20 protein-coding genes are annotated in these 22,489 nt (G+C 45.3%); 13 read left to right on the forward strand and 7 right to left on the reverse strand.

Features of this window, described 5'->3' with window-relative positions:
- From rsmG to BC343_RS29015, 3 genes are read right to left on the reverse strand one after another with little or no spacing between them, the layout of a single operon-like run.
- Positions 1 to 627 carry a 16S rRNA (guanine(527)-N(7))-methyltransferase RsmG gene (gene rsmG, locus BC343_RS29005; protein ID WP_078351309.1) on the reverse strand — a complete coding sequence of 209 codons (627 nt, stop codon included), beginning with the start codon at positions 625 to 627 and terminating at the stop codon, positions 1 to 3.
- Positions 617 to 1,222, reverse strand: a complete 606-nt coding sequence (locus tag BC343_RS29010) for an RNA polymerase sigma factor (protein WP_078351310.1) — start codon at positions 1,220 to 1,222, stop codon at positions 617 to 619. The genes rsmG and BC343_RS29010 overlap by 11 nt, the downstream gene beginning before the upstream one ends.
- On the reverse strand, positions 1,213 to 2,331 hold the full coding sequence (locus BC343_RS29015) for a glycosyltransferase (protein WP_078351311.1): 1,119 nt from the start codon (positions 2,329 to 2,331) through the stop codon (positions 1,213 to 1,215). The genes BC343_RS29010 and BC343_RS29015 overlap by 10 nt, the downstream gene beginning before the upstream one ends.
- Before the next feature lie 188 nt (positions 2,332 to 2,519).
- Between BC343_RS29015 and BC343_RS29020 the strand changes: the two genes are divergently transcribed.
- The 5 genes from BC343_RS29020 (at position 2,520) to BC343_RS29045 (ending at position 9,533) form a co-directional block, all read left to right on the forward strand.
- The gene (locus BC343_RS29020; RefSeq protein ID WP_078351312.1) at positions 2,520 to 5,138 is read left to right on the forward strand and encodes a T9SS type B sorting domain-containing protein; all 2,619 of its coding nucleotides are present in this window, start codon (positions 2,520 to 2,522) and stop codon (positions 5,136 to 5,138) included.
- A gap of 69 nt (positions 5,139 to 5,207) precedes the next feature.
- Positions 5,208 to 6,338: a tRNA guanosine(34) transglycosylase Tgt gene (gene tgt, locus BC343_RS29025; RefSeq protein WP_078351313.1), complete on the forward strand. Its 1,131-nt coding sequence runs from the start codon at positions 5,208 to 5,210 to the stop codon at positions 6,336 to 6,338.
- On the forward strand, positions 6,338 to 7,453 hold the full coding sequence (locus BC343_RS29030; protein ID WP_202909886.1) for an LptF/LptG family permease: 1,116 nt from the start codon (positions 6,338 to 6,340) through the stop codon (positions 7,451 to 7,453). The genes tgt and BC343_RS29030 overlap by 1 nt, the downstream gene beginning before the upstream one ends.
- Positions 7,454 to 8,359, forward strand: coding sequence for a DMT family transporter (locus BC343_RS29035; protein WP_078351315.1), 906 nt, complete (start codon positions 7,454 to 7,456; stop codon positions 8,357 to 8,359).
- A gap of 895 nt (positions 8,360 to 9,254) precedes the next feature.
- Positions 9,255 to 9,533, forward strand: a complete 279-nt coding sequence (locus tag BC343_RS29045) for a hypothetical protein (protein WP_078351317.1) — start codon at positions 9,255 to 9,257, stop codon at positions 9,531 to 9,533.
- 196 nt (positions 9,534 to 9,729) lie between these two features.
- Here BC343_RS29045 and ispE read toward each other — a convergent pair whose 3' ends face one another.
- Complete coding sequence (gene ispE, locus BC343_RS29050) at positions 9,730 to 10,536, reverse strand: 4-(cytidine 5'-diphospho)-2-C-methyl-D-erythritol kinase (protein WP_078351352.1); 807 nt, start codon at positions 10,534 to 10,536, stop codon at positions 9,730 to 9,732.
- A gap of 171 nt (positions 10,537 to 10,707) precedes the next feature.
- On the opposite strand from ispE, the gene BC343_RS29055 reads away from it, so the two are divergent.
- From BC343_RS29055 to BC343_RS29090, 8 genes are all read left to right on the forward strand, one after another.
- A complete protein-coding gene (locus tag BC343_RS29055) occupies positions 10,708 to 11,529 on the forward strand; it encodes a thymidylate synthase (protein WP_078351353.1) in 822 nt (273 codons plus the stop codon).
- 25 nt (positions 11,530 to 11,554) lie between these two features.
- Positions 11,555 to 11,755 (forward strand): hypothetical protein, encoded by a 201-nt coding sequence (locus tag BC343_RS29060; RefSeq protein WP_078351318.1) that lies wholly within the window; start codon positions 11,555 to 11,557, stop codon positions 11,753 to 11,755.
- Positions 11,752 to 12,135, forward strand: a complete 384-nt coding sequence (locus tag BC343_RS29065) for a type II toxin-antitoxin system death-on-curing family toxin (RefSeq protein ID WP_078351319.1) — start codon at positions 11,752 to 11,754, stop codon at positions 12,133 to 12,135. Before BC343_RS29060 ends, BC343_RS29065 begins: the two co-directional genes overlap by 4 nt.
- Positions 12,132 to 12,614 carry a dihydrofolate reductase gene (locus BC343_RS29070; protein ID WP_078351320.1) on the forward strand — a complete coding sequence of 161 codons (483 nt, stop codon included), beginning with the start codon at positions 12,132 to 12,134 and terminating at the stop codon, positions 12,612 to 12,614. The genes BC343_RS29065 and BC343_RS29070 overlap by 4 nt, the downstream gene beginning before the upstream one ends.
- A gap of 114 nt (positions 12,615 to 12,728) precedes the next feature.
- Positions 12,729 to 15,713, forward strand: coding sequence for a protein translocase subunit SecDF (gene secDF, locus BC343_RS29075; RefSeq protein ID WP_078351321.1), 2,985 nt, complete (start codon positions 12,729 to 12,731; stop codon positions 15,711 to 15,713).
- Positions 15,714 to 15,856: 143 nt separating this feature from the next.
- Complete coding sequence (locus BC343_RS29080; RefSeq protein ID WP_078351322.1) at positions 15,857 to 17,170, forward strand: NAD(P)/FAD-dependent oxidoreductase; 1,314 nt, start codon at positions 15,857 to 15,859, stop codon at positions 17,168 to 17,170.
- A gap of 6 nt (positions 17,171 to 17,176) precedes the next feature.
- Positions 17,177 to 18,040, forward strand: coding sequence for a hydroxymethylglutaryl-CoA lyase (locus tag BC343_RS29085; RefSeq protein ID WP_078351323.1), 864 nt, complete (start codon positions 17,177 to 17,179; stop codon positions 18,038 to 18,040).
- Between the two features lie 228 nt (positions 18,041 to 18,268).
- Positions 18,269 to 19,939 (forward strand): amidohydrolase, encoded by a 1,671-nt coding sequence (locus BC343_RS29090; protein WP_078351324.1) that lies wholly within the window; start codon positions 18,269 to 18,271, stop codon positions 19,937 to 19,939.
- A 157-nt stretch (positions 19,940 to 20,096) separates the two neighbouring features.
- Here BC343_RS29090 and BC343_RS29095 read toward each other — a convergent pair whose 3' ends face one another.
- The 3 genes from BC343_RS29095 to fbaA all read right to left on the reverse strand — a co-directional run bounded on the left by BC343_RS29095 (position 20,097) and on the right by fbaA (position 22,160).
- Positions 20,097 to 20,528 carry a GNAT family N-acetyltransferase gene (locus BC343_RS29095; protein ID WP_078351325.1) on the reverse strand — a complete coding sequence of 144 codons (432 nt, stop codon included), beginning with the start codon at positions 20,526 to 20,528 and terminating at the stop codon, positions 20,097 to 20,099.
- Positions 20,488 to 20,994 carry a low affinity iron permease family protein gene (locus BC343_RS29100; RefSeq protein WP_078351326.1) on the reverse strand — a complete coding sequence of 169 codons (507 nt, stop codon included), beginning with the start codon at positions 20,992 to 20,994 and terminating at the stop codon, positions 20,488 to 20,490. Before BC343_RS29100 ends, BC343_RS29095 begins: the two co-directional genes overlap by 41 nt.
- An 86-nt stretch (positions 20,995 to 21,080) precedes the next feature.
- A complete protein-coding gene (gene fbaA, locus BC343_RS29105) occupies positions 21,081 to 22,160 on the reverse strand; it encodes a class II fructose-bisphosphate aldolase (RefSeq protein ID WP_078351327.1) in 1,080 nt (359 codons plus the stop codon).
- Positions 22,161 to 22,489 lie beyond the last annotated feature (329 nt).

Genomic DNA, 22,489 nt, shown 5'->3' on the forward strand with positions numbered 1-22,489 from the left:
TTATCCTTTTACGTAGATCACCTGCTTGGTCTCAAAAAAATCCTCCTCAAAATACTCCTTGAGGAAGAATTGCTGAACGGCTAAACCCGATTCGGCAATTTCTTGTGTTAGGTCCCCCCCTTTTAAATAGAGTATGCCGCTGGCCAATTTATTGCTTGCCGATTTACTGAATTTCCCTTTCACCCATGGGTAAAAATCTTTCAGCTGCGTAACCGCACGCGACACTACAAAATCAAATTTCTCCTTTATTTCTTCTGCGCGGGCATGGGTTCCTTTCACATTCGTCAAGCCTAAAGCTTCGGCAACACCATTCACCACCTTTATTTTTTTACCGATAGAATCAACCAAATGGAACCTGGTTTCGGGGAAAAGTATGGCCAAAGGTATACCCGGAAAGCCTCCTCCGGTACCTACATCAAGCACGTTTTCGCCAGGTAAAAAGGGCATTATTTTGGCAATACCGAGTGAATGCAGTACATGGCGTTCGTATAAAAGGTCGATGTCCTTGCGCGATATTACGTTTATTTGGTTATTCCAAAAGGTATAAAGTTCCTGCAGGCGGGCAAATTGCTCCTGTTGTGCAGGGGTAATATCCGGGAAATATTTCAGTATAAGGTCAGATGTCATCCTTATTATAGCGGTTGATAATGTTGCCCAAAAGGTACCTTGCCCTAAACAATTGCGCCTTTACGGTACCCAAAGGCAGGTCCAGTTGCTGGGCAATCTCCTCGTACGATAGCTCATCGAAATAGCGTAAAGTAATAAGGTTACGGTAGCGCGGAGGCAAGCTTTCTATCAGGGTTTTCAGTTCTTCGGTCTGCTGTTTTTTGATGGAAGTTTCTTCGGGGTTAAGTGTATCCGCCTTTATTTGCAGCGGCTTTTCCTCCCCGTCTTCATCCAGCATACCGTGGATAGATTGCGTGTTAAGCTTCTTTTTACGGATAAAATCGATACAGTTATTAGTGGCCACACGGAAAAGCCAGGTGCTAAACGCAAACTCGGGCTGGTATTTTTCCAGTTTTTCGAAGGCTTTGGCAAAGGTTTCTACAGTAAGGTCCATAGCATCCTCTTTGTTATTTACCATCTTCAGCACCATAAAATATATCGAATCTTTATAGCGGTGCATCAGGTCGGCGTAAGCCTTTTGGTTACCTTCGCGGGCTTTTACAACCAGGTGAAAATCGTTCTTGGCGTTCTCGGTAAAATTGGCGTTTACTTCCATCGGGTGGGTTTTATAAAAGTACCTATCAATCCAAACACGTTTAAGTAAAGGTAATATAACAGATCAAAAAACGGCAGGCTCCAAAGCAAGTCGCCGGCATCTAATTTTTTAAACACCCTGCTATATATAATGGTTTGCAGTATCAACCTAAAAACTACAACACCAATGGCAAGCAGCGGTTCAAACTTAAATACAAGGCACAATATAAATAAAACATAAAATAAAAAACCGCTAACGGCATCAAAACTTAACAGGCGGCGGTGCTTGTTTTTGTATACTGCGCCTACCCCCATATGCCTTTTTTTCTGCCTGAACCAACTGCCCACAGATGTTTTTGCCGGCGTGTGGGTAAAGGCATCGGGGTGTAATTCAATTACAGTATTCTCGGCAGTAGCGTTCTCGTTTACAAACAAATCGTCGTCGCCACTCATTAAATGCATGTGCGATGCAAAGCCTTTTGAGGCAAAAAACAGAGTTTTAGTGTAAGCCAGGTTACGCCCTATACCCATATAAGCATCGCCGCGCAGAGCTGCCGAAAGGTAGTTAATAGCGGTTTTAACAGTCTCAAACCTCACAAAAGCATTCAGGAAGCTCTTGCCGCGGAAGTATGGCGAATAGCCCAAAACTATCTGTGTATTGCCTTTAAAATTGGCTGCCATACGGGTTATCCAATGTAGAGTGGCAGGCTTGCAATCGGCATCGGTAAACAAAAGATGCTCGTGTTGGGCGGCCTTTATACCCAGTGTAAGGGCGAATTTTTTGCCGGTTTTGTAGCGGTCGTGCTCTGTAATTGTTACCACTTTAAGGTGCGAAAACTCCTGTTGGATATCTTTTAAAACCTCCTCGGAGTTATCGTACGAGCAATCGTTCACTACTATAACCTCATAATCGGGGTATTTTTGCTGTAATATATAAGGTAAGTTTTCGGTAAGGTTACGGCTTTCGTTACGGGCGCTGATGATAACTGATATGGGGATAGCTACCTCAGGCAGGCCGGGTTCGGGCTTGTAGTTATACAACTTGGTATGGTTGGCCACCAGGTAGTACAACTGAACAATTAAACAAAGTTGAAACAGAACAAATAACGCCTCTTGAATATAAGCTTCCAAAACCTTAATAAAAATGAACGCAAAGTTGCTAAAAAAGGTTGAAAATGTGCGGGAAATGTTGCTATAAGTTGTGTAAAGATTGCCCTATAAAACCGCCTCCTGTACCTACTGCACGGGCTCGCTAACCTACTATATGAATATTACGCTAAAAGAATGTAACTTTAAACATTGGCCTATACTACTTATCAATGCCGCGTTTTCATTTTCTATTACTCATAATACCTTTTCTACTGGCTGCTACTATAGCATATAGCCAACAAGATGTTGAATTTCATGAAAACGCCTACCTCTTAGCTGGCAAAAATATACTAAAAGTTAAGCGTAATTTTCATGACCCATACCTGTGGGTGCTTGCCGAAAACAATGAAGTATACCGAATTAACAGCCTGGATAACTCTATAGCAGACTATACGGCATTGTTCAATAACTATAATTTACCGTTTATAGATATTGCCGGGCAAAATAAAGATGTGGTTTTTATAGCCACAAACTCTAATTATATAATACAATATAAAAATGGTAGTGTTAAACTTATTGGTACCGCGCAGGGTATTGAAGGCATAGTTAACTCCATCGGCATAATCGAGGAAATGGGCCAATACGCCACTCCTTATTTCCCTGCAGCGCCGGGTATACTTATTATTGGTACCAGTAATACCATATATAACTATAACATTGCCAACGAAACAGCCGCAGCGCAGTTTACCGATAACGTTGACAAACCAGGCCGCGTTTACGATGCAACCTATCGATCTGCTTTGCAAACTTTTAACAGCAGCCTTAACGACGACCTGCCCGGGCTACGTCATTATTCGATACTGACTAACAATTACCTGATGTCGTTTTTATGGACCGGCGGCCTTTATGGCGAGGACATTTACACTGCAACACAAACCACAGGAATCGTTTATAATTACATAGACCTTTCCGCTTATCAAACTCTTTTTTATGGCACAGAGAAAGGGTTGGTTGAGATGATTAAGGGCAACAGCCATATATTCTCGCAAAGCAAACAGTATTTGCAGGGCACCAAAGTAAATAAAGTAGCTACCATTTATGGCCTTACCACATTTGGCAATGCAGGCTTATTTTTCGGCGTCGGGCAAATAAAAGAAAACTTATTGGTAGGCACTGATAAAGGATTGTATTTCAGCAACTCCTTTTACAACACTTTCGGCAAATTACCTGTCGGAGAAAGCTTGGATTTTTTATCATATGCCCCTTTAGAAAACATTGTGATAAACGATATATCTGTTAATAATGTAGTTGGCTCCAACCCGCTTTGTGAAGATGGCGCCTGGGTTGCTACGCAAAAAGGCCTATACTACCTCCGCCCCGATTATGGAAATTTCCTGGGTACACAGCGTTTGCAAGCCCTGATTTTTGAGAACGATTATGCCGGTGCGATCACCGAAAAAGAAACCTGCGGCACGAATGTGAAAATGACTATCAGTGAATTCGATTATAAAGGCAACACTATACAATGGTACAAAAACGGGGTAGAATTACCAGGCATTACCAGCCGCAGTTTTGAAACAAATGAATCCGGCGAATATTATGCAGTAGTATATGACCCCTGTGGCATGGAACACATCCAAACCAACCAGTTGAAAGTGAAAGCCATAGACCGCCCCTCCTTTAAATTTGACTACAACGATAAGCTTCAGTACTGCGAAAACGCGATGGCGAACTTACAGGTCGAAGGCAGCGATGCCTACCAGTATAGGTGGTATAAAGATGGTGTGCTAACCGGGCAAACAGGCAAACTATTAACCCTGAATGCTGCGGGTAAATACAAGGTTGAAGTAAGCGCCTGTACCGATAACTGGGAAACATCTAAAGAGGTAATTGTTGAATTCATAAAGCTGCCAAAACCTGTTATAACTACCAATAAAACTAATTACTGCATAGGCGACGCCGCTATTTTAAACGCCAATATACAAACCGATGCTGCCTATACACTTAATTGGATTCGCGATAATGTGTTGTTACCCGATGTCAAAAACAAAACAAACATTACCGTTACCGAGCCGGGCAACTACGCATTTACCGTTAGCAGCACACAAATAAACTGCTCGCAAACGGCGCAACCGGTAGCTGTAGTTTTTGCTGCACCACCTACTTTAAGCATACAAAAAGTAATTAATACCACCCTGTGCGATGGCGAATCCGTAAGCCTTAAAGCTACCTATTCTGCCGGAAATATCAGCTGGTCTACCGGTGCAAATACCGATAATATAGAGGTAAAAACATCAGGAAATTACACTGCACGTGCCACCTCGGGCGACTGTTTTGCAGAGCAAACCATGGCCGTACAGTTTCTGCCCAACCCCATATTGGCCGTTCCGGATGCTGCCTTGTGCCAGTTTACCAAGGAGGCAATTACGCTTAGCGCACCTACCGGTTTCAGTAAATACGAGTGGAATGGCGTAGCAGGCGGCAGTACTTATACAGCCACAAGTACCGGTGATATTACCCTTGTAGTAACCGATGCAAATGGTTGCCGGGCATCGCAAACCATAAAAATAAGCAGCTACTGTACCGATATAAAACTGGCTAACACCTTCACGCCCAATGGCGATGGCGTAAACGATACCTGGATAGTTGAAGGCCTTGATGGCGACCCTACCGCAATGGTGAAAATATACAACCGTTACGGCACACCCGTTTTTGAAAAACGAGGGGGAACCATCGCCTGGAATGGCACCACAAAAGGCAAACCGGTACCGGCCGGGGCGTATTATTATGTAATAAGTGCCAGGGGTGGCAAGCAAATTCTAAGCGGTTCTGTCACGGTTATATATTAAAACGATGTGTTTTTCTAAACAATAGCCACCGCCTGTTTATCAACCTAAATCGTTAATTTTGCGGGATTAATGAAATTCACTTTAAAAGCTCAAGATCCCCTATCCAAGGCCCGCGCGGGCGAATTGGTAACCGATCATGGCGTAATTCAAACGCCCATTTTTATGCCGGTTGGCACCGCCGGCACCGTCAAAGCCGTGCATCAGCGCGAACTTAAAGACGATATTAAGGCCCAAATTATCCTCGGCAATACCTATCATTTATACCTCCGCCCCGGATTAGATATCATAGAAAGCGCCGGTGGATTGCACAAATTCAACGGCTGGAACGGCCCTATTTTAACTGATAGCGGCGGTTACCAGGTGTATTCTTTAACCGATGTACGCAAAATAAAAGAGGAAGGCGTTACATTTCGCTCGCATGTTGACGGCTCAAAACACCTGTTCACGCCCGAAAATGTGATGGATATTCAGCGAACAATTGGGGCCGATATCATCATGGCTTTCGACGAATGCACCCCCTACCCATGCGAATATAACTACGCAAAACGCTCCATAGAAATGACCCATCGCTGGCTAAAACGCTGCTGCGACAGGTTTGATTCTACCGAGCCAAAATATGGTTATAACCAAACTTTATTCCCCATTGTGCAGGGTTCGGTGTACAAAGATTTAAGGATTCGGTCAGCCGAAGTGATCGCTTCTTTCGAGCGCGAAGGCAATGCAATTGGCGGTTTATCGGTAGGCGAACCTGCCGAAGAAATGTACGCCATGACCGAAATTGTGTGCGATATTTTGCCTCAGAATAAGCCCCGATACCTGATGGGCGTGGGCACTCCGGTGAATATTTTGGAGAATATTGCCCTCGGAATTGATATGTTTGATTGCGTTATGCCTACCCGAAATGCGCGAAACGGGATGCTTTTTACCAAGAATGGCATCATTAATATGCGCAATAAAAAGTGGGAAAACGACTTCTCGCCCATTGAGGCCGACAGTGATTTGTATGCCGATACGCAATATTCTAAAGCCTATTTACGCCACCTGATACACTCCGGCGAGATGCTTGGCGCGCAGATAGCAACCCTGCATAACCTGCATTTTTACTTGTGGCTGGTTACCGAAGCGCGCAATAAAATCATCAGCGGAGAGTTCTACGAGTGGAAGAAAACAATGGTAAACCGCTTAGGCCAACGCTTATAATGAAACGACTTTTTGACAGGTATTTGAAGACCATAGATTGGTATATCATCAAGAAATACCTGGGCACTTTTATATTTACGCTGGGCATATTTATGGCCATTTCGGTGGTGTTTGATGTGTCTGAACACCTCGATAATTTCCTCAGCAAAAACGCCCCTTTGAGCGATATCATCTTCAAATATTACGCGGGTTTCGTACCGTTTTATATGATGATGCTATCGCCGCTGATCAACTTTTTGGCGGTAATTTTCTTCACCGCCAAGATGGCGAACCAAACCGAAATCGTTCCAATTCTTACCAGCAAGGCCAGTTTTTACCGCTTTTTAAGGCCTTATATTGTGTCGGCATCGGTGATATTTTCAGTGTCAATACTGGCCAATATCTTCATTATTCCTTTTACAAATAAGCTAAAAGTTGACTTTGAAAGCGCTTATTTTTTCATTGGCGACGACCCCACAAAGAGCGAAGTACACATTCAGTTGGACAAAAACACCTTCGTTTTTCTGCAATCTTACGACCCGCAGGTGCACGTTGGTTACCAATTTATGCTCGAAAAATTTGATTCTACAGAGCTAAAAATGCGCCTCACGGCACCCAGTATCCAGTACGATACGCTCAAAAGCAGGTGGAAAATCATCAGCCCATCTATCCGGTATGTGAACGGAATGAAGGAAAAATTCATATCGAACGGACCGGCTATTGACACCGTTTTAGACATGCGCCCCATCGATTTTGAGGTGCACGATAACGTGAATAGCAACGTATATGGGGGCATGAGTTTAGACGTTTTAAACACCCTTATTGAGAAAGAAAAGACACGCGGAACGGGTGCTTTAATTGACATGCAATTTGAAAAATACCGGCGGTTTATTGAGCCCTTATCCTCTTTTGTACTCTGCCTTATTGGGGTGGCTATATCCTCCCGCAAGGTGCGCGGAGGCGTTGGCTTACCCCTGGGGATAGGCATTTTTATATGTTTTGTATATATTGTGGTGAACCGTTTTGCGCTGGTTTTTGCCGTGAAAGGAGGCTTCCCGCCCTACTTTGCGGTGCTTATTCCTAACGCAATTTTCGGTATATTGGGCTGGGTATTGATCCTTAAAGCCCCTAAATAAATGTCTGAGAACACCCAAAATTCCGCCTTAAATAAGAACTTAATTATCCTCCATCTCACGGTTTTTGTATGGGGATTTACCGGAATTTTGGGCCAGCTCATCACCGTTTCGGCCATAAATTTGGTTTGGTACAGGGTGGGGATAGCAGCAATTTCGCTGTTTTTGTATTTCAATTTCAGCAAAAAAATCTTCAAAGTTGAGCCAAAAACCATCCTAAAAATGGCGCTTACGGGAGCGTTGGTGGGCGGGCACTGGGTGCTTTTCTTTGGCTCTATCAAGCTTTCAACGGTTCCTGTAACGCTGGTTTGCCTCTCATCCATCACACTTTTCACTGCCATTTTTGAGCCACTGATCAACAAAAAACGCATCTCAAAAATGGAAATTATCGCCGGCGTTTTAATCATTATCGGCATCGTTTTAATTTTCAAATTCGAAACACAATACACTAAGGGCATCATAGCAGGTTTACTCAGCGCGGTATTGGCTGCACTTTTTGCTATCATCAACTCGCGTTTTGTAAAGGCTCATGAAGCTCCTGTCATCGCCTTCTACGAGCTTTCCGGCGCCTTCTTTTGGATCACCCTATACCTTACAGTAACCGGCGGCTTCGCCAATTTTGCACTCCCAAAACTTACTGATATTGGCTACCTGGTGTTGCTCGGCACGGCCTGCACGTCGCTCGCTTACGTTGCCGGCGTATCCGTTATGCGCGAACTTTCGGCCTTCCGCGTTGCCCTCATCACCAACCTCGAGCCGGTATACGGCATCATTATGGCCTTTGTTTTTCTGGGCGATAGGAACCGCGTAACGCCTGGTTTTTGGGCCGGTGCTATCATCATTCTCTCCACTATTTTTTTGTTTCCGTTTGCGCAGAAACAGATAGCTAAGCGCAAAAATCAACGCTAATTTTCTTACTTCATTTCAAGGTACAAATCATCCCCAGGCAACCCATTTTGCTTAGATAGGGGTAAACATACGCCCGCCATAAAAAGCCATTTTAAGCCCCTCTAAGCCATCCAAATTTTCGGGCGTGATTTTATACGTCCCGGGCTATTCTGCTTCTACAGCTCAAAAATTCAATTTCTTCAAAGTGTACTGAACTAAAACTTCATATAAATCATACCTACCGGCTATTTCTCTCTACTAATTTCTTTTTTTTAAACGGATAAATTTGAAAAATAGAAAACATGTTAAATTATACTAAACTTAAAATCAGATAATAATTCAATACAATTAATGTAAAAGTTAAACAAAACAAACCTAACTAAAACATCAAAAAACTAAAAATATTAGTACACATTGACGAAGTCAATCAAAATACATCATATAATTATATAAATGAGGTACTTATTAAATGTTATATGACTTAAAAATTCACGCTGGGTATAACGAGAGTGCACTAACAGTAAGTGTACCGAACAAAAAATTTAGAGTTGCTAAAAAATCGCCACAGTACTGCCGGTGTATACGAACGAGGATTTGTGCGCAGAAAAAAAGAAGAACGAGCGTGCTTCTCAACAGCGAAATTACAGCCTGAAAAATCCGAGAAAATTTTAACGAGAGGATTCGAAAAGGCGACAGCTCCGGTTGTAATAGTTAAAGTCTTTTTTGGGGAGCTGTCAGAATTTAAGGAAGCAAAAGGGGCGTAGATACAGAGGCCCAAAAATGATGGCGGGAGCAGAAGCATCTCCGACAATTTACAATTTCATGTAGTCCGGATAACACCTCTCGCACTAATCCAAAATTTTAAAATGAGGCATTAAAATTGCATATTGTGATAAACTACAAACACCGAAATTTTATGCGCATCAAAACCATCATCATTTTAATAGCGGCAATTTTGCTCACCATTATTTTTATGCAAAACCTCGACCCTGTACGCTTCGTGGTTTTGTTTTCGGTGATGTACGTTTCAAAGGTTACCATGATGGCCATAGTAGGCGTAGTGGGTTTTGTAATAGGCTTCCTGGTTGGGCGTCCCGGTCGGGGCAAATACAACCACTCCGGGTACGATGGCAATGACAGTGGCAGCAGCAGCCCCCGTACACTAAGTGATGAGGACAAGGATTACATTAGTTAGGCCTGGAGTCGGCAAGTCCGAAGTCCGTAAGTCAGAAGACCGGAAAAAAACTTAGCAATCAAAAGAGAAGAAACGCAAGACAAAAAATCAGCGCCACATCAATCCGGCGTCCTTAACGCAGGGCATAAAAAGGGAGCCCCCCTCACTTCATCTTTCGGACTTGCGGACTTACCCGACTTTCGGACTCTCCCAAAAGTCAGACGTTGTAAAAAACCTGACAGTATTCTTCAAGCGCGCTCAAGTCGGGCATGGTTTCAAAAATGCCAAACACAGATGCTCCGCTCCCGCTCATGCTGGCATACAAAGCACCCTGTTCGTAAAAGGTTGCCTTCACTCCCCTAATCACCGGATGAGCGGCGAAGATGTGCGTTTCAAAATCGTTGCGGATGTAGCGCTTCCAATCGGCCACGGGCGCCTGCACCAGGTCGTATAATGATTCTTTCACCGGGGTCGGCTTAACGCCTCTGTAGGCCTCCGCGGTAGACACGTGGGCATCGGGCATTACCAACACAACCGAGTACCCCTCAAGGCTCAATTTAAGGCTCTCAAACTCGTCGCCTTTTTCGAAGGCGAACACCGGTTGGTTGCGAATAAAAAAGGCACAGTCGGCACCCAACACGCGGGCGTAATCTTCCATCGCGTCATCGCTCAAACCCAGCCCGAATTTCTCGTTCATCATTTTGATAAAAAATGCGGCATCGCTGGAGCCGCCGCCGAGCCCGGCCCCTATCGGAATATTTTTGTGCAGGTGGATTTTTACCGCCGGCAATTTTGGAAAATCTTTTTTGAGCAGATGATAACCTTTGATGCAAAGGTTGTCGGCATCGTCTCCCGGGATGTCTAAGCCCGACGATTGAAAACTGAGCACGTCGGATTCTATCACCTCCAGCACGTCGTTAATTTTGATGGGGTAAAAAACCGTCTCGAGGTTGTGGTAGCCATCGGGCCGGCGTTCGGTTATATTGAGGCCAATATTTATTTTTGCGTTCGGGAATACGATCATCAGGATTTGATTAACAACCCATGTATTTTTGCACATCGGTAGGATACCAAAAGTAGATTATTTTTCTTTGTGTTTTTTAACACGTTCATTGGTTCACCGGTTCATTAGTTCATTGGTACTATCTGCCAAAATTACATGCCCGGCAAACCCGTCCAACTTAATAACATTTCAATGAAACAATATCTTGACCTGATGCAGCACGTGATGGATACCGGCGCACAAAAGCATGACCGCACCGGCACCGGCACCCTTAGCGTGTTTGGCTACCAAATGCGTTTTAACCTGCAGGACGGCTTCCCAATGGTGACTACAAAAAAGCTGCACCTCAAATCCATCATCCACGAGTTGATATGGTTTTTAACAGGCGACACCAACATCAAATATTTAAAAGATAACGGCGTGCGCATTTGGGACGAGTGGGCCGATGCCGATGGTAACCTCGGCCCGGTTTATGGCTACCAGTGGCGCAGCTGGCCGAAACCCGACGGCGGCCACATTGACCAGATAACCCAGGTGGTAAACACGCTGAAAAATAATCCGGACTCGCGCCGCATTATGGTATCGGCCTGGAACGTTGCCGACGTTAACCAAATGGCCCTTCCCCCTTGCCACAGCTTGTTCCAATTTTACGTGGCGCCTGCCGACGCAAGCAAAGGCGAAACGAGAGGAAAACTTTCGTGCCAATTGTACCAGCGCAGTGCCGACATATTTTTGGGCGTGCCTTTCAACATTGCCTCCTACGCCCTCCTCACCATGATGATGGCGCAAGTGTGCGACCTGGACTACGGCGACTTCATCCACACCTTTGGCGATGCCCACATTTACAACAACCACCTGGAGCAGGCCCGCCTGCAGCTAAGCCGCGAGCCGCGCCCGCTGCCAACCATGAAGATCAATCCGGAGGTGAAAGATATCTTCGGTTTCAAGTACGAAGATTTTACGCTGGAAAACTACAACCCGCACCCACACATTAAAGGGGTTGTTGCGGTTTAGGTTTGGATTGCGTAAATTTGATATTATGAGTACTACAGAATTAAAAGAAGAAATACAGAAAGCTGTTGAGCAGCTACCTGAAAGTGCTCCCGAAAATTTACTGCAGGAAGTTTTGGGTTACATACAGAATGTAAACACCAAAATAGCAGAGAGAGCCCAAAGAGCCGAATACGTTAAAGAAATAATTGCTGAAGACGAAGAGGTTTTCAGAAAGCTTGCGCAATGATAAATTTACAGGAAGTCGAAGTATACCACAACGACTTAATAGACCAGTTCGGCGGAAGCAAAGGCATAAGAGATATTGCAGGGCTTGAAGCTGCCCTCGCTCGCCCTTACATGACGTTTGACCAGATAGACCTTTACCCAACCGCAGTGGACAAAGCTGCGGCCGTTTTCGAAAGCCTTATCATCAATCACCCTTTTATCGATGGCAATAAAAGGATCGCTTATCTGTTGCTTCGATTAATGTTGCGGATAGATCGCATAACCATGGTTGCATCTCAACAAGAAAAATACGACATGGCCATCTCTGCCAGCATGGGCCACATTAACTTCGACCAAATTAAAGATTGGGTCGTTAAGCATTCCATCAAAATCCCGCAATGATCATTTCCATAATAGTAGCCATTGGCCAAAACCATGCCATCGGCAAAAACAACCAATTGCTTTGGCACATGCCAAACGACCTGAAACATTTTAAAGAGATAACCCAGGGGCGCAGCATCATCATGGGCCGCAAAACCTTCGATTCGGTGGGTAAGCCCTTGCCACGCCGCCGCAACATTGTGGTAACCCGGCAGGATGTAGAGATACCCGGCTGCGAGGTGGTGAAGTCGATAGAGGAAGGTTTGGCGCTTTGTGCCGGCGAGGATGAAGTGTTTATTGGCGGCGGTGCCGAGATTTACCGCCAGGCCATGGATAAGACCGACCGCATCTATCTGACCATTGTTCACGAGAACTTTGATGCTGATACTTTTTTCCCGGAGATTGACTACGCGCAGTGGGATGAAGTGAGCCGCGAATACCACAATGCGGATGAGAAAAACCCTCACCCTTATTCATTCATCCAGTTAAACCGCCGGTAACAAAAACAGCGATTATTTTGTTTCAATTAAAAATTTCATGCTTGTGAAATTTTATTAGATTTGCCGTCTATTTTTAAAAAGCTTAAAAACTAATTATTTACATACAAATTCGAGATGCAAGGTAAAGGGGTTATTAAATTTTTCGCCATTCTGCTGGCAATAGTGTGCATATACCAGCTTTCTTTTACATGGGTGGCCAATAAAGTTGAGGACGACGCCAAGGCACATGCCAAAGGCGATGCCGCAAAAGAAGCGGCCTACTTAGACTCCATGTCTACTCAACCGGTATATCCTTTATTCGGGCATACCTACCAATATTGCCTTGACAGGGAACTTGCCCTTGGTTTGGACCTGAAAGGCGGCATGAGCGTTACCATGCAAATTTCGTTGCGCGAGCTGGTACAGGCTTTGGCCAACAACAACCCTGACCCTGCTTTCAAGCAAGCGTTAGCTGAGGCTGAAAAAGGCGTTGTAGAAACTCAGAAAGATTACATCACCCTTTTTGTTGATGCTTACGAGAAACTTGCTCCTAACGCAAAATTAGCCGCTCTGTTTGCCAACAGCAGCAATCAGGACAAGATCAAATTCAACTCGAGCAACAGCGAGGTTGAAAAATACCTGCAAGACCAATCGTCATCTGCCGTGCAGCAATCGTTCACCGTATTGCGCCGCCGTGTTGACCAGTTTGGTGTAACGCAGCCAAACATCCAGTTGCAAAAAAGCACCAACCGTATCCTTATCGAACTTCCGGGTGTTAAAGAACCGGATCGTGTTCGTAAACTGTTATCGGGTTCGGCTAAATTGGAGTTTTACCAAACTTACGACAATACCGAAGTTTACGCGCTGCTGAACAACGTAAACAGCCTGCTTGGTGCAAAAGCAAAAACTGCTGCCAAAGCCGACACTTCGAAAAAAGATACTGCTAAAGCGGCTACAACTGCTAAAGCACCAACCAGCCTGAAAGATTCGGCAAACTCATTGCTGAACAAACTGAAGAACGCGAACAGCAAAGACACTTCGGCTTTGGCCAACAAATCTCAGCTGGCTGCTCAAAACCCATTGTTCTCGGTAATGAGCCTGGTTACTTACCCTGATGCTAACAACCAACAGCAATTAGCCCCGGGCCCAATTGTTGGTTACTCGCAAGTGAAAGACACTGCAAAAGTGAACGAGCTTCTGCACAGCCCCGAAGCTACCGGTGTATTGCCACGAAACATCAAATTCTTATGGGGTGTAAAACCTATCGAAAAAACAAAAGTATACCAGCTATACGCCATTAAACTGGCCGGTGCAGAAAACGGCCCTGTACTGAGCGGCGACGTGATCACTGATGCCCACAAAGATGTTAACCAACAGAACGGTGGCTACGAGGTTATCATGAACATGAACTCGCAAGGTGCCCAGAAATGGAAAAACATTACTGCCGAAGCATCAGCAGGTGCCAACAAACGCGCTATCGCCATTGTGTTGGATGATAACGTTTACTCTGCCCCTAACGTTCAGAACGAAATTTCGGGTGGTGTATCATCTATCTCGGGTAACTTCAAAATGGAAGATACCGAGGATTTGGCCAACGTATTAAAAGCAGGCCGCCTGCTTGCCCCTGCCCGCATTGTAGGCAGCGAGGTTGTAGGTGCGTCGTTAGGTGCTGAAGCTATCAGCGCAGGTTTATTATCTTGCGTGTTGGGCTTAGTGGTTATCCTTATCTTCATGATAGCTTATTACAACCGCGCAGGTACTGTTGCTGTGGTTGCGGTGTTAGTGAACGTATTCTTCCTGATGGGTGTATTAGTGAGCATCCGCGCCGTATTAACCTTGCCTGGTATCGCAGGTATCATCCTTATCCTGGGTGTTGCGGTTGATGCTAACGTGTTGGTTTATGAGCGTACCCGCGAAGAGCTTGGTTTAGGCAAATCGTTACGTTTGGCTATTGCCGATGGTTTTAAACATGCATTGCCTTCTATCCTTGATGCCAACATCAGTACCTTCTTAACAGGTGTTATCCTTTTCGTATTCGGTTCGGGCCCTATTCAGGGTTTCGCTACTACGCTGATGATCGGTATCGTAACTACCTTGTTCTGCTCTTTATTGATCTCGAGGTTATTGTTCGAGTTTATGCTGGAAAAAGGCTGGGATATCCAATTCTCACGCCCTTGGAGCTCGCACACTTTCAAAAACGCAAATTTCGGTTTTGTTAAAAACCGTTTCAAATTCTATGCCTTCTCTGGTATATTCATCGCTGCCGGTTTGGTATCAATGGTTACCCGCGGCTTTAACTATGGTGTAGACTTTGGTGGTGGCCGTACTTACTTAGTTAAATTCCCTAATAAGGCAGCTACAACCGATCAGATACACGAAGAACTGGATAAATCGCTGGGTTTTGGTTCAGAAGTGAAAACTTACGGTGCCGATAAGATCAGCATCACTACAAACTACCTCATCAACGACCAATCTGTTGATGCTGATGATAAAGTAGAGGCTGCTTTGGTTCAGGCTTTAAAAGCAAACCCTGTTACTACAATAACAGCAAAAGATATATTGAGCCACTCTAAAGTAGAGGCTACCGTAGCAAACGAATTGAAGGCTTCGGCAAAATGGACCATCATCATCGCCATTTTGGTTATCTCGGCTTATATATTGATCAGGTTCCGCAAATGGCAGTTCAGCCTTGGTGCGATGGTTGCAACCGCACACGATGCGCTGATGGTACTATCTTTCTTCTCGTTGTTTAAAGATTTGCTTCCGTTCTCGTTGGATATCGACCAGGCCTTTATAGCTGCATTGCTTACCGTTATAGGTTACTCAATTAACGATACCGTAGTGGTGTTCGACCGTATCCGCGAGTTCTTACACTTGCCGAGCGAGAGAAACAGTTCAACAAAAGATATCATCAACCATGCTATCAATAACACGCTTAGCCGTACCATCATCACTGCGTTAACCGTAGTATTGATATTGCTGGTATTATTCTTGTTCGGTGGCGATGTATTGCGCGGCTTCTCGTTCGCATTGCTTATCGGCGTATTGTTCGGTACTTACTCGTCCATCTGTGTGGCCACACCGGTTATCATCGACTTTGGAAAGAAAGACCTGAAATAGTGACATACAACTCATAAATAAAAGGCTCCAAAGAACATTTGGAGCCTTTTTTGTTTACTAATTAACATACTACCCTCTCTTTAAAGTTTTGGATGGGCCGGAAATTTAAAGCGAGTGAAAATGATACACAATAACACAACACGATGAATACTAACGGCCTTTCAAAATTCCCAACTGTAGTTATTATAGGCGGCGGCTTCGGCGGTATACAGGTTGCCAAGCAACTTGCCGATAAGCCCGTAGAAGTAATATTGCTCGATAAACATAATTACCACACCTTTCAGCCCCTGCTGTACCAGGTAGCTACCGGCGGGCTGGAGTGCGAATCAATCGCTTTCTCGCTCCGTAAAAACTTCGAAGGCCAAAAAAACCTGCGTTTCCGCATTGCCGAAGTGAGCCATATTGATAGAGAGGCCAATACGGTGCATACCGATATAGGCCCTATCCCCTACGATTATTTGGTGATAGCAACAGGCTCTACCACCAACTTCTTTGGAAACAAGGATATTGAGAAATACGCCATGCCCATGAAATCGATACCCGAGGCGCTTAACCTGCGCTACATGGTATTGCAAAACCTGGAAGCGGCCATTTTAAAACCAACTAAGGAAGAACGTGCGCCCTACCTGTCGTTCGTGCTGGTGGGTGCCGGCCCTACCGGTGTAGAGCTTGCTGGTGCCTTGGCCGAATTACGCAACCACGTGTTGAATAAAGATTATCCCGAACTTTCTAAAGACGAAATGAAGGTTTACCTGGTAGACTTCCTCCCGAAAGTGCTGGGTCCCTTCTCCGACGAAGGCTCTAAAGCTGCGCAAGGCTTCCTCACCAAAATGGGTGTTGAACTGATGCTGGGCGTAAAGGTGGAGAATTATAATGGTGAAGAGATAACATTTGAGGGTGGCAAAAGCATCCGTACCAAAAACGTGATATGGAGCGCGGGTGTTGCAGGCGTAGTGCCGGATGGCGTTGGCAAAGAGGCCATAGAACGTGGTAATCGTATTAAGGTAGATAACGTTTGCCGTATGGTAGGCAGCGATAACATATTTGCCATTGGCGACGTGGCTGCCATGATAACCGATGAAACGCCGAAGGGGCACCCGGGCGTTGCACAGGTAGCCATACAAATGGGCCAGCTAACCGGTAAAAACATAAACCGCATCATCCGCGGCGAGCAGCCCGAACCGTTTAAATACTTTGATAAAGGCTCACTGGCTACCATAGGCCGCAACAAGGCCATTGCCGATTTGGGCAAGATAAAGTTCCAGGGATTTTTTGCCTGGCTTACCTGGATGTTTGTGCACCTGATATCATTAATGGGTGGGCGTAACCGGGTAGTTGTTTTTATAAACTGGGTATCGGCCTATGTAAACAACAACGGCGGCAACAGGCTAATTATACGTAGATTTAAGCCCGAAGAACTGGCAGATAAGAAAGAACAAACCGCCAAAGCCGATTAAACCGCTATGCTTAATAGCCCCATAAGAATTACCGAATGCCCCCGCGATGCCATGCAGGGCTTGCACGAATTTGTACCTACCGATGTAAAAGCAGCTTACATAAACCTGCTTTTACAGGTAGGGTTTGATACTATCGACTTCGGCAGCTTTGTATCGCCAAAGGCTATCCCTCAAATGCGTGATACGGCGGAGGTGCTCAGCAAGCTCGACTTAAGCAACACGCGCTCGAAACTGTTAGCAATTATAGCCAACTACCGCGGTGCCGAAGAAGCTGCAGCGCACGAAGAGATAACGTATTTGGGCTACCCGTTTTCGATATCGGAGACTTTTCAGCTACGCAATACCAACACTACTATTGCGCAGGCGTTTGACAGTGTGAAGCGCATTAACGAGTTATGCGCTGCCAAAAACAAACAACTGCTTATTTACCTATCCATGGGTTTTGGCAACCCCTACGGCGACGATTGGAGCAATGATGTGGTGCAGCATTGGGCGCAGAAAATGATAAATGAGGGCATCGGCTATATAGCCCTCTCAGATACAGTTGGCGTTGCCACACCGGAACAGATAAGTGCACTATACCCCGCCCTAACCAAGCTATCAGATATCACCGCTTTTGGGTTACACCTCCACTCCACGCCCGATACATGGCAGGAAAAGGTAACAGCGGCCTATGAAGCAGGCTGCACACGCTTCGATGTAGCCCTTAAAGGTTACGGAGGCTGCCCAATGGCCAAAGATGAGCTTACAGGCAACATAGCCACCGAAAATCTGATAGCCTACCTACTGCACCAAAACGTCGACCTTGGGCTTGATTTGGATAAGCTGAGCGAAGCGATGGAATACTCGGGGAAAGTGTTTGGTGCGTAAAACTTCGAATTTTCAATATTCCCTCCCCCGGGAGGGTGCGGCCGACATGAGCGCAAACGCAGGGAGGGCTTAACCACAATACCTTCGTGCCTTTGCTTTGTGGCTAATAGCTGCTTCGTTCCTAAGCATGATAGTTCATATCCCCTACTATCATAAGTTCTACTTTCCCCTTGCTTAATCATCACAATACCAAAACATTGCCTTAATACTTATTGCAGAAATTACGGCATGAAAAAAATATACATGCTGTTATTACTGCTGCTATTGCGACTCCCCCTGCATGCCCAGCAAGCCGACCTGATACTAACCGGCGGCAACATCATCACCCTACAACAAAAAGGCGACCGTGCTCAGGCCATAGCCATGGCCAATGGTAAAATATTAGCCATAGGCAGCAATGCAGATATTGCCAAATATGCCGGCAGCAATACAAAAACTATTCAGCTGAACGGCAAAACCGTAGTGCCCGGCTTCAACGATGCGCACCAGCACCCGGCACCATTGTACCCTTTTGAGGCAGTATACGCTACCTTACGGGTAGATACCGTAACATCGATGAAGAACCTCATCGCACTCATTAAAAAGAAAGCTGCCATAACGCCAAAGGGTATGCTGATACGAGGCGTTGGCTATAACGAAACTGCCTTGGGCGGCCAACCCATCCGCGATAGTTTGGATAAGGCCACTACTGATCATCCAGTTTTTATAAGCCATGTAAGCGGTCACCTGGCCGCTGCCAACTCGTACCTGATGGATAAGGCAGGTATTACAGAAGCAACTAAAGACCCGGCGGGCGGCCTGTTCGAACGCTATTTGCATACCAATACGCCCGATGGTATTTGCAAAGAATCGGCAATGGGCTATTTACGCAAGGCGAAGGTAACTAACCCGCCACAGCCTACCGAGGAGCAGGAAATGGCCGGTTACCGCCTGTATTTTAACCAGGTATTAGCCAGTGGGGTAACCAGCATAGGTGATGCCAACACCAGTCCGCAAAAGGTAGAGGTATACCGAAAACTGGCTGCAGAGAACTTCCCTATGCGGTTTAACCTGCTGATATGGTGGGAATACCTGGACCAGGTATTGAACGGTAACATCGCCAAAACCGAAACCGATAACCTGCGCATCGCCGGTATCAAAGTAGTGCAGGGCAATTCGCTCAGCGGAAAAACCTGCTGGCTGATGGACCCTTACGAAATGATAAACCCGCTTACCGGTAAACAGGACTACTACGGCATCCCCCCCGCGCGCAGTCAGGCGGGGCTTGATAGTTTGTTTTGGAAGATACACCATGCCGGCTGGCAAATTGCCTGCCATAGCAACGGCGACCGTGAAATAACCATGGTGATATCCGCCATAGAAAAAGCGCAACAGCAAGATACCCGCCCCAACCCACGGCATAGGATAGAGCATTGCAGCATCACCAACCAAAAAATACTGGATGATATTAAAAAGGATGGCATAGTCCCTGTGTTTCACAACTACTTATATGAGTTGGGCGAGAAAATGGCTGTTTATGGCGATAAGCGCCTAAGCATGCTGCACCCCACCCGCACCGCGCAGGAAATGGGAATAATTTATGCTCTGCACTCCGATGCGCCGATATCGGTTTACCCGGCCATGATCCGTTTAGGGAGCACCGTAGCACGCAAAACTAAAGAAGGCGTAGTAATAGGTGCCAACCAGCGCATTGATGCCGAGGACGCTATAAAAGCCTATTGCAGCGGCGGTGCCTACACCACTTATGAAGAGAAAAAGAAAGGCTCGCTCCTCCCCGGCTACTTTGCCGACATGGTGATACTAAATGAAGACCCGACAGCCATCGACCCGGATAAAATAAGAGATATTGTAGTGAACACTACTATTGTTGGTGGTAAAGTGGTTTACCAGGCGAAGTAGGATAAAGCTAATGTATGCTTGATGAAGTTCAGCCTGCATTAGCTTTATTTCAAGTGTCAGCTGAAAGCTGACCTTGTGCACAACCACGGGCTGAAAGCCCGCGGCAGCTATTGTGAGGTGGAAGAAGTTTTCATCTGCACATCTGAAATTTGCACATCTACTCCCTCACCATTGTATAATGCTTTATACCAGCTTCTTCAAACATCTCCCCCACTTTTTCGAAACCAAAGCGGGCGTATAGAGTAACAGCATCTATTTGCGAGTGAAGGTAAACGTATTTTGCATCGGCAGGCAGGCTTTCTAAAACCGTGCGCACCATAGCTTGCCCAAGGCCAAAGCCCCTGAATTCGCTTAACACGGCAAAGCGCTCCAGTTTATAACCTTTTTCTGTTTTGCGCCAGCGGCAGGCTCCGGCAGGTTCGCCATCTACCATGGCTAAAAAGTGCGTGCTTTCTTCTTCCTGGTTACGTTCCAATTGGGGCGGGCAACCTTGCTCAATAACAAATACCTGGTGGCGTATGGCAAATGCTTTCTCCAGGTCAGCAGCATCAGTGATTTGCTTTACTTCTATTCTTCTTATTTCGGACATAATGCTCTTTCAATTTGTAGCCGGATAGTTTGGTGGCATGGTTTTCTTCCGCTGCATCTATCGAGTGCGTACAGGTGATATCGTCCTCCTCTTCGGCAAGCTCGGCTAATTTTACGTAGAATTTGTGGAGCTGATCCAGTTCTTTTTCGCTCAGGTCTTCAATATCAACCATGCGGTTGCTTGCACCCTGGTGCGAGGCCAGGAGTTCGTTGAGTTTAAGGTGTATAGCCTTCGAATCTTTGTTTTGCGATTTTTGGATCAGAAACACCATCAGGAAAGTGATGATGGTGGTGCCGGTATTGATTATGAGTTGCCAGGTTTGGGAATATTTTGCAATAGGGCCGTAAGCTGCCCACAATATAACCACACTAACAGCGCTTACAAATGCGACAGAACTACCGGTTGCGATAGTTGCCCAATTGGCAAATTTTTCAAATAGATTCTTTTGTTTCTTTTTCCTGGCCATGGTTGTTAAAGTATACCCATACAAACCTAAAAAAACCGCCGATGTTCTTACACATGGCGGTTTTTATTCTTATTAGTTCTAGCAGTTTACAGCTTGCTGTTAGCGTCTAAGCAGTTAAGATCGCCGAAAGCTACAGTTAAGCGTTTTACGAAGCTTTCTTCAGCTTTACGTAACCAAACGCGTGGATCGTAGTATTTTTTGTTCGGAGAATCTTCGCCTTCAGGGTTACCAATTTGCGATTGCAAGTAACCTTCTTTAGCCTGGTAGTAATCTTTAATACCATCCCAGAAAGCAAATTGCATATCGGTATCGATGTTCATTTTGATAGCACCGTAAGAGATAGCCTCGCGAATTTCTTCTTGTGACGAACCCGAACCACCGTGGAATACGAAGTTGATCGGTTTCTCGGCAGTAAGGTTGTGTTTCTGTTTCAGGAACTCTTGCGAGTTGTGCAGGATAACCGGCATCAGTTTTACGTTACCCGGTTTGTATACACCGTGTACGTTACCAAATGCAGCAGCAACAGTAAATTTATCGCTTACTTTAGAAAGTTCTTCGTAAGCATAAGCAACCTCTTCAGGCTGAGTGTAAAGGCGTGAGCTGTCAACATCAGAGTTGTCAACACCATCTTCTTCGCCACCGGTTACGCCAAGCTCAATTTCAACGGTCATGCCCATTTTGGCCATGCGCTCTAAGTATTTGGCAGATATTTCGATATTTTCTTCGATAGGCTCTTCAGAAAGATCAAGCATGTGCGATGAGAACAAAGGTTTGCCGGTTTCAGCAAAAAATTTCTCGCCGTGGTCTAACAAACCGTCTATCCATGGCAATAATTTTTTTGCAGCGTGGTCGGTGTGCAAAATTACAGCAACGCCATAGTGCTCTGCCAGTAAGTGAACGTGTTTAGCGGCAGATACAGCGCCCAAAATGCAGGCCTGCAGTTTAGAGTTATCCAACGATTTACCCGCATAAAACTGCGCGCCACCGTTCGATAATTGAATAATAACAGGGGAGTTAACAGCCTTTGCTGTTTCCATAACTGCGTTTACGGTGTTGGTGCCGATAACGTTTACAGCCGGCAGTGCAAACTGATGTGCTTTAGCGGCTTCAAATAGTTCCTGCACCTGGTCTCCGGTGAGTACTCCTTTGTAATCTTTTAAACTCATTAACTTTATGTTTGAGCGCCGAAGTTATAAAATTAGTTGAAAAGTTATAAGTTTTATAGCCTGAAAAGTTAATTTATAATGGTTACAACTGTTGACAACCTGCAACTTAACTCCATTTTCTACTAAAACGATATATTTTATATGTTAAAGCGCTCTATTGCGTAACATTTTGGCTTTAAAACTGTAAGTATTATAGGGGTGCTCATTGGCAATAAAGGCAGTTGTTAGTTGTTTTTTTTGTAGTGCAACCTTTAAACCATAGCAAATCTCATAACTAACACCTCAAATCTAAAATATTTCGTTTCTTTGCAGTTACTTAACAGACATGG

The sequence above is a fragment of the Mucilaginibacter pedocola genome, from assembly GCF_002013915.1.
GTDB lineage: Bacteria > Bacteroidota > Bacteroidia > Sphingobacteriales > Sphingobacteriaceae > Mucilaginibacter > Mucilaginibacter pedocola.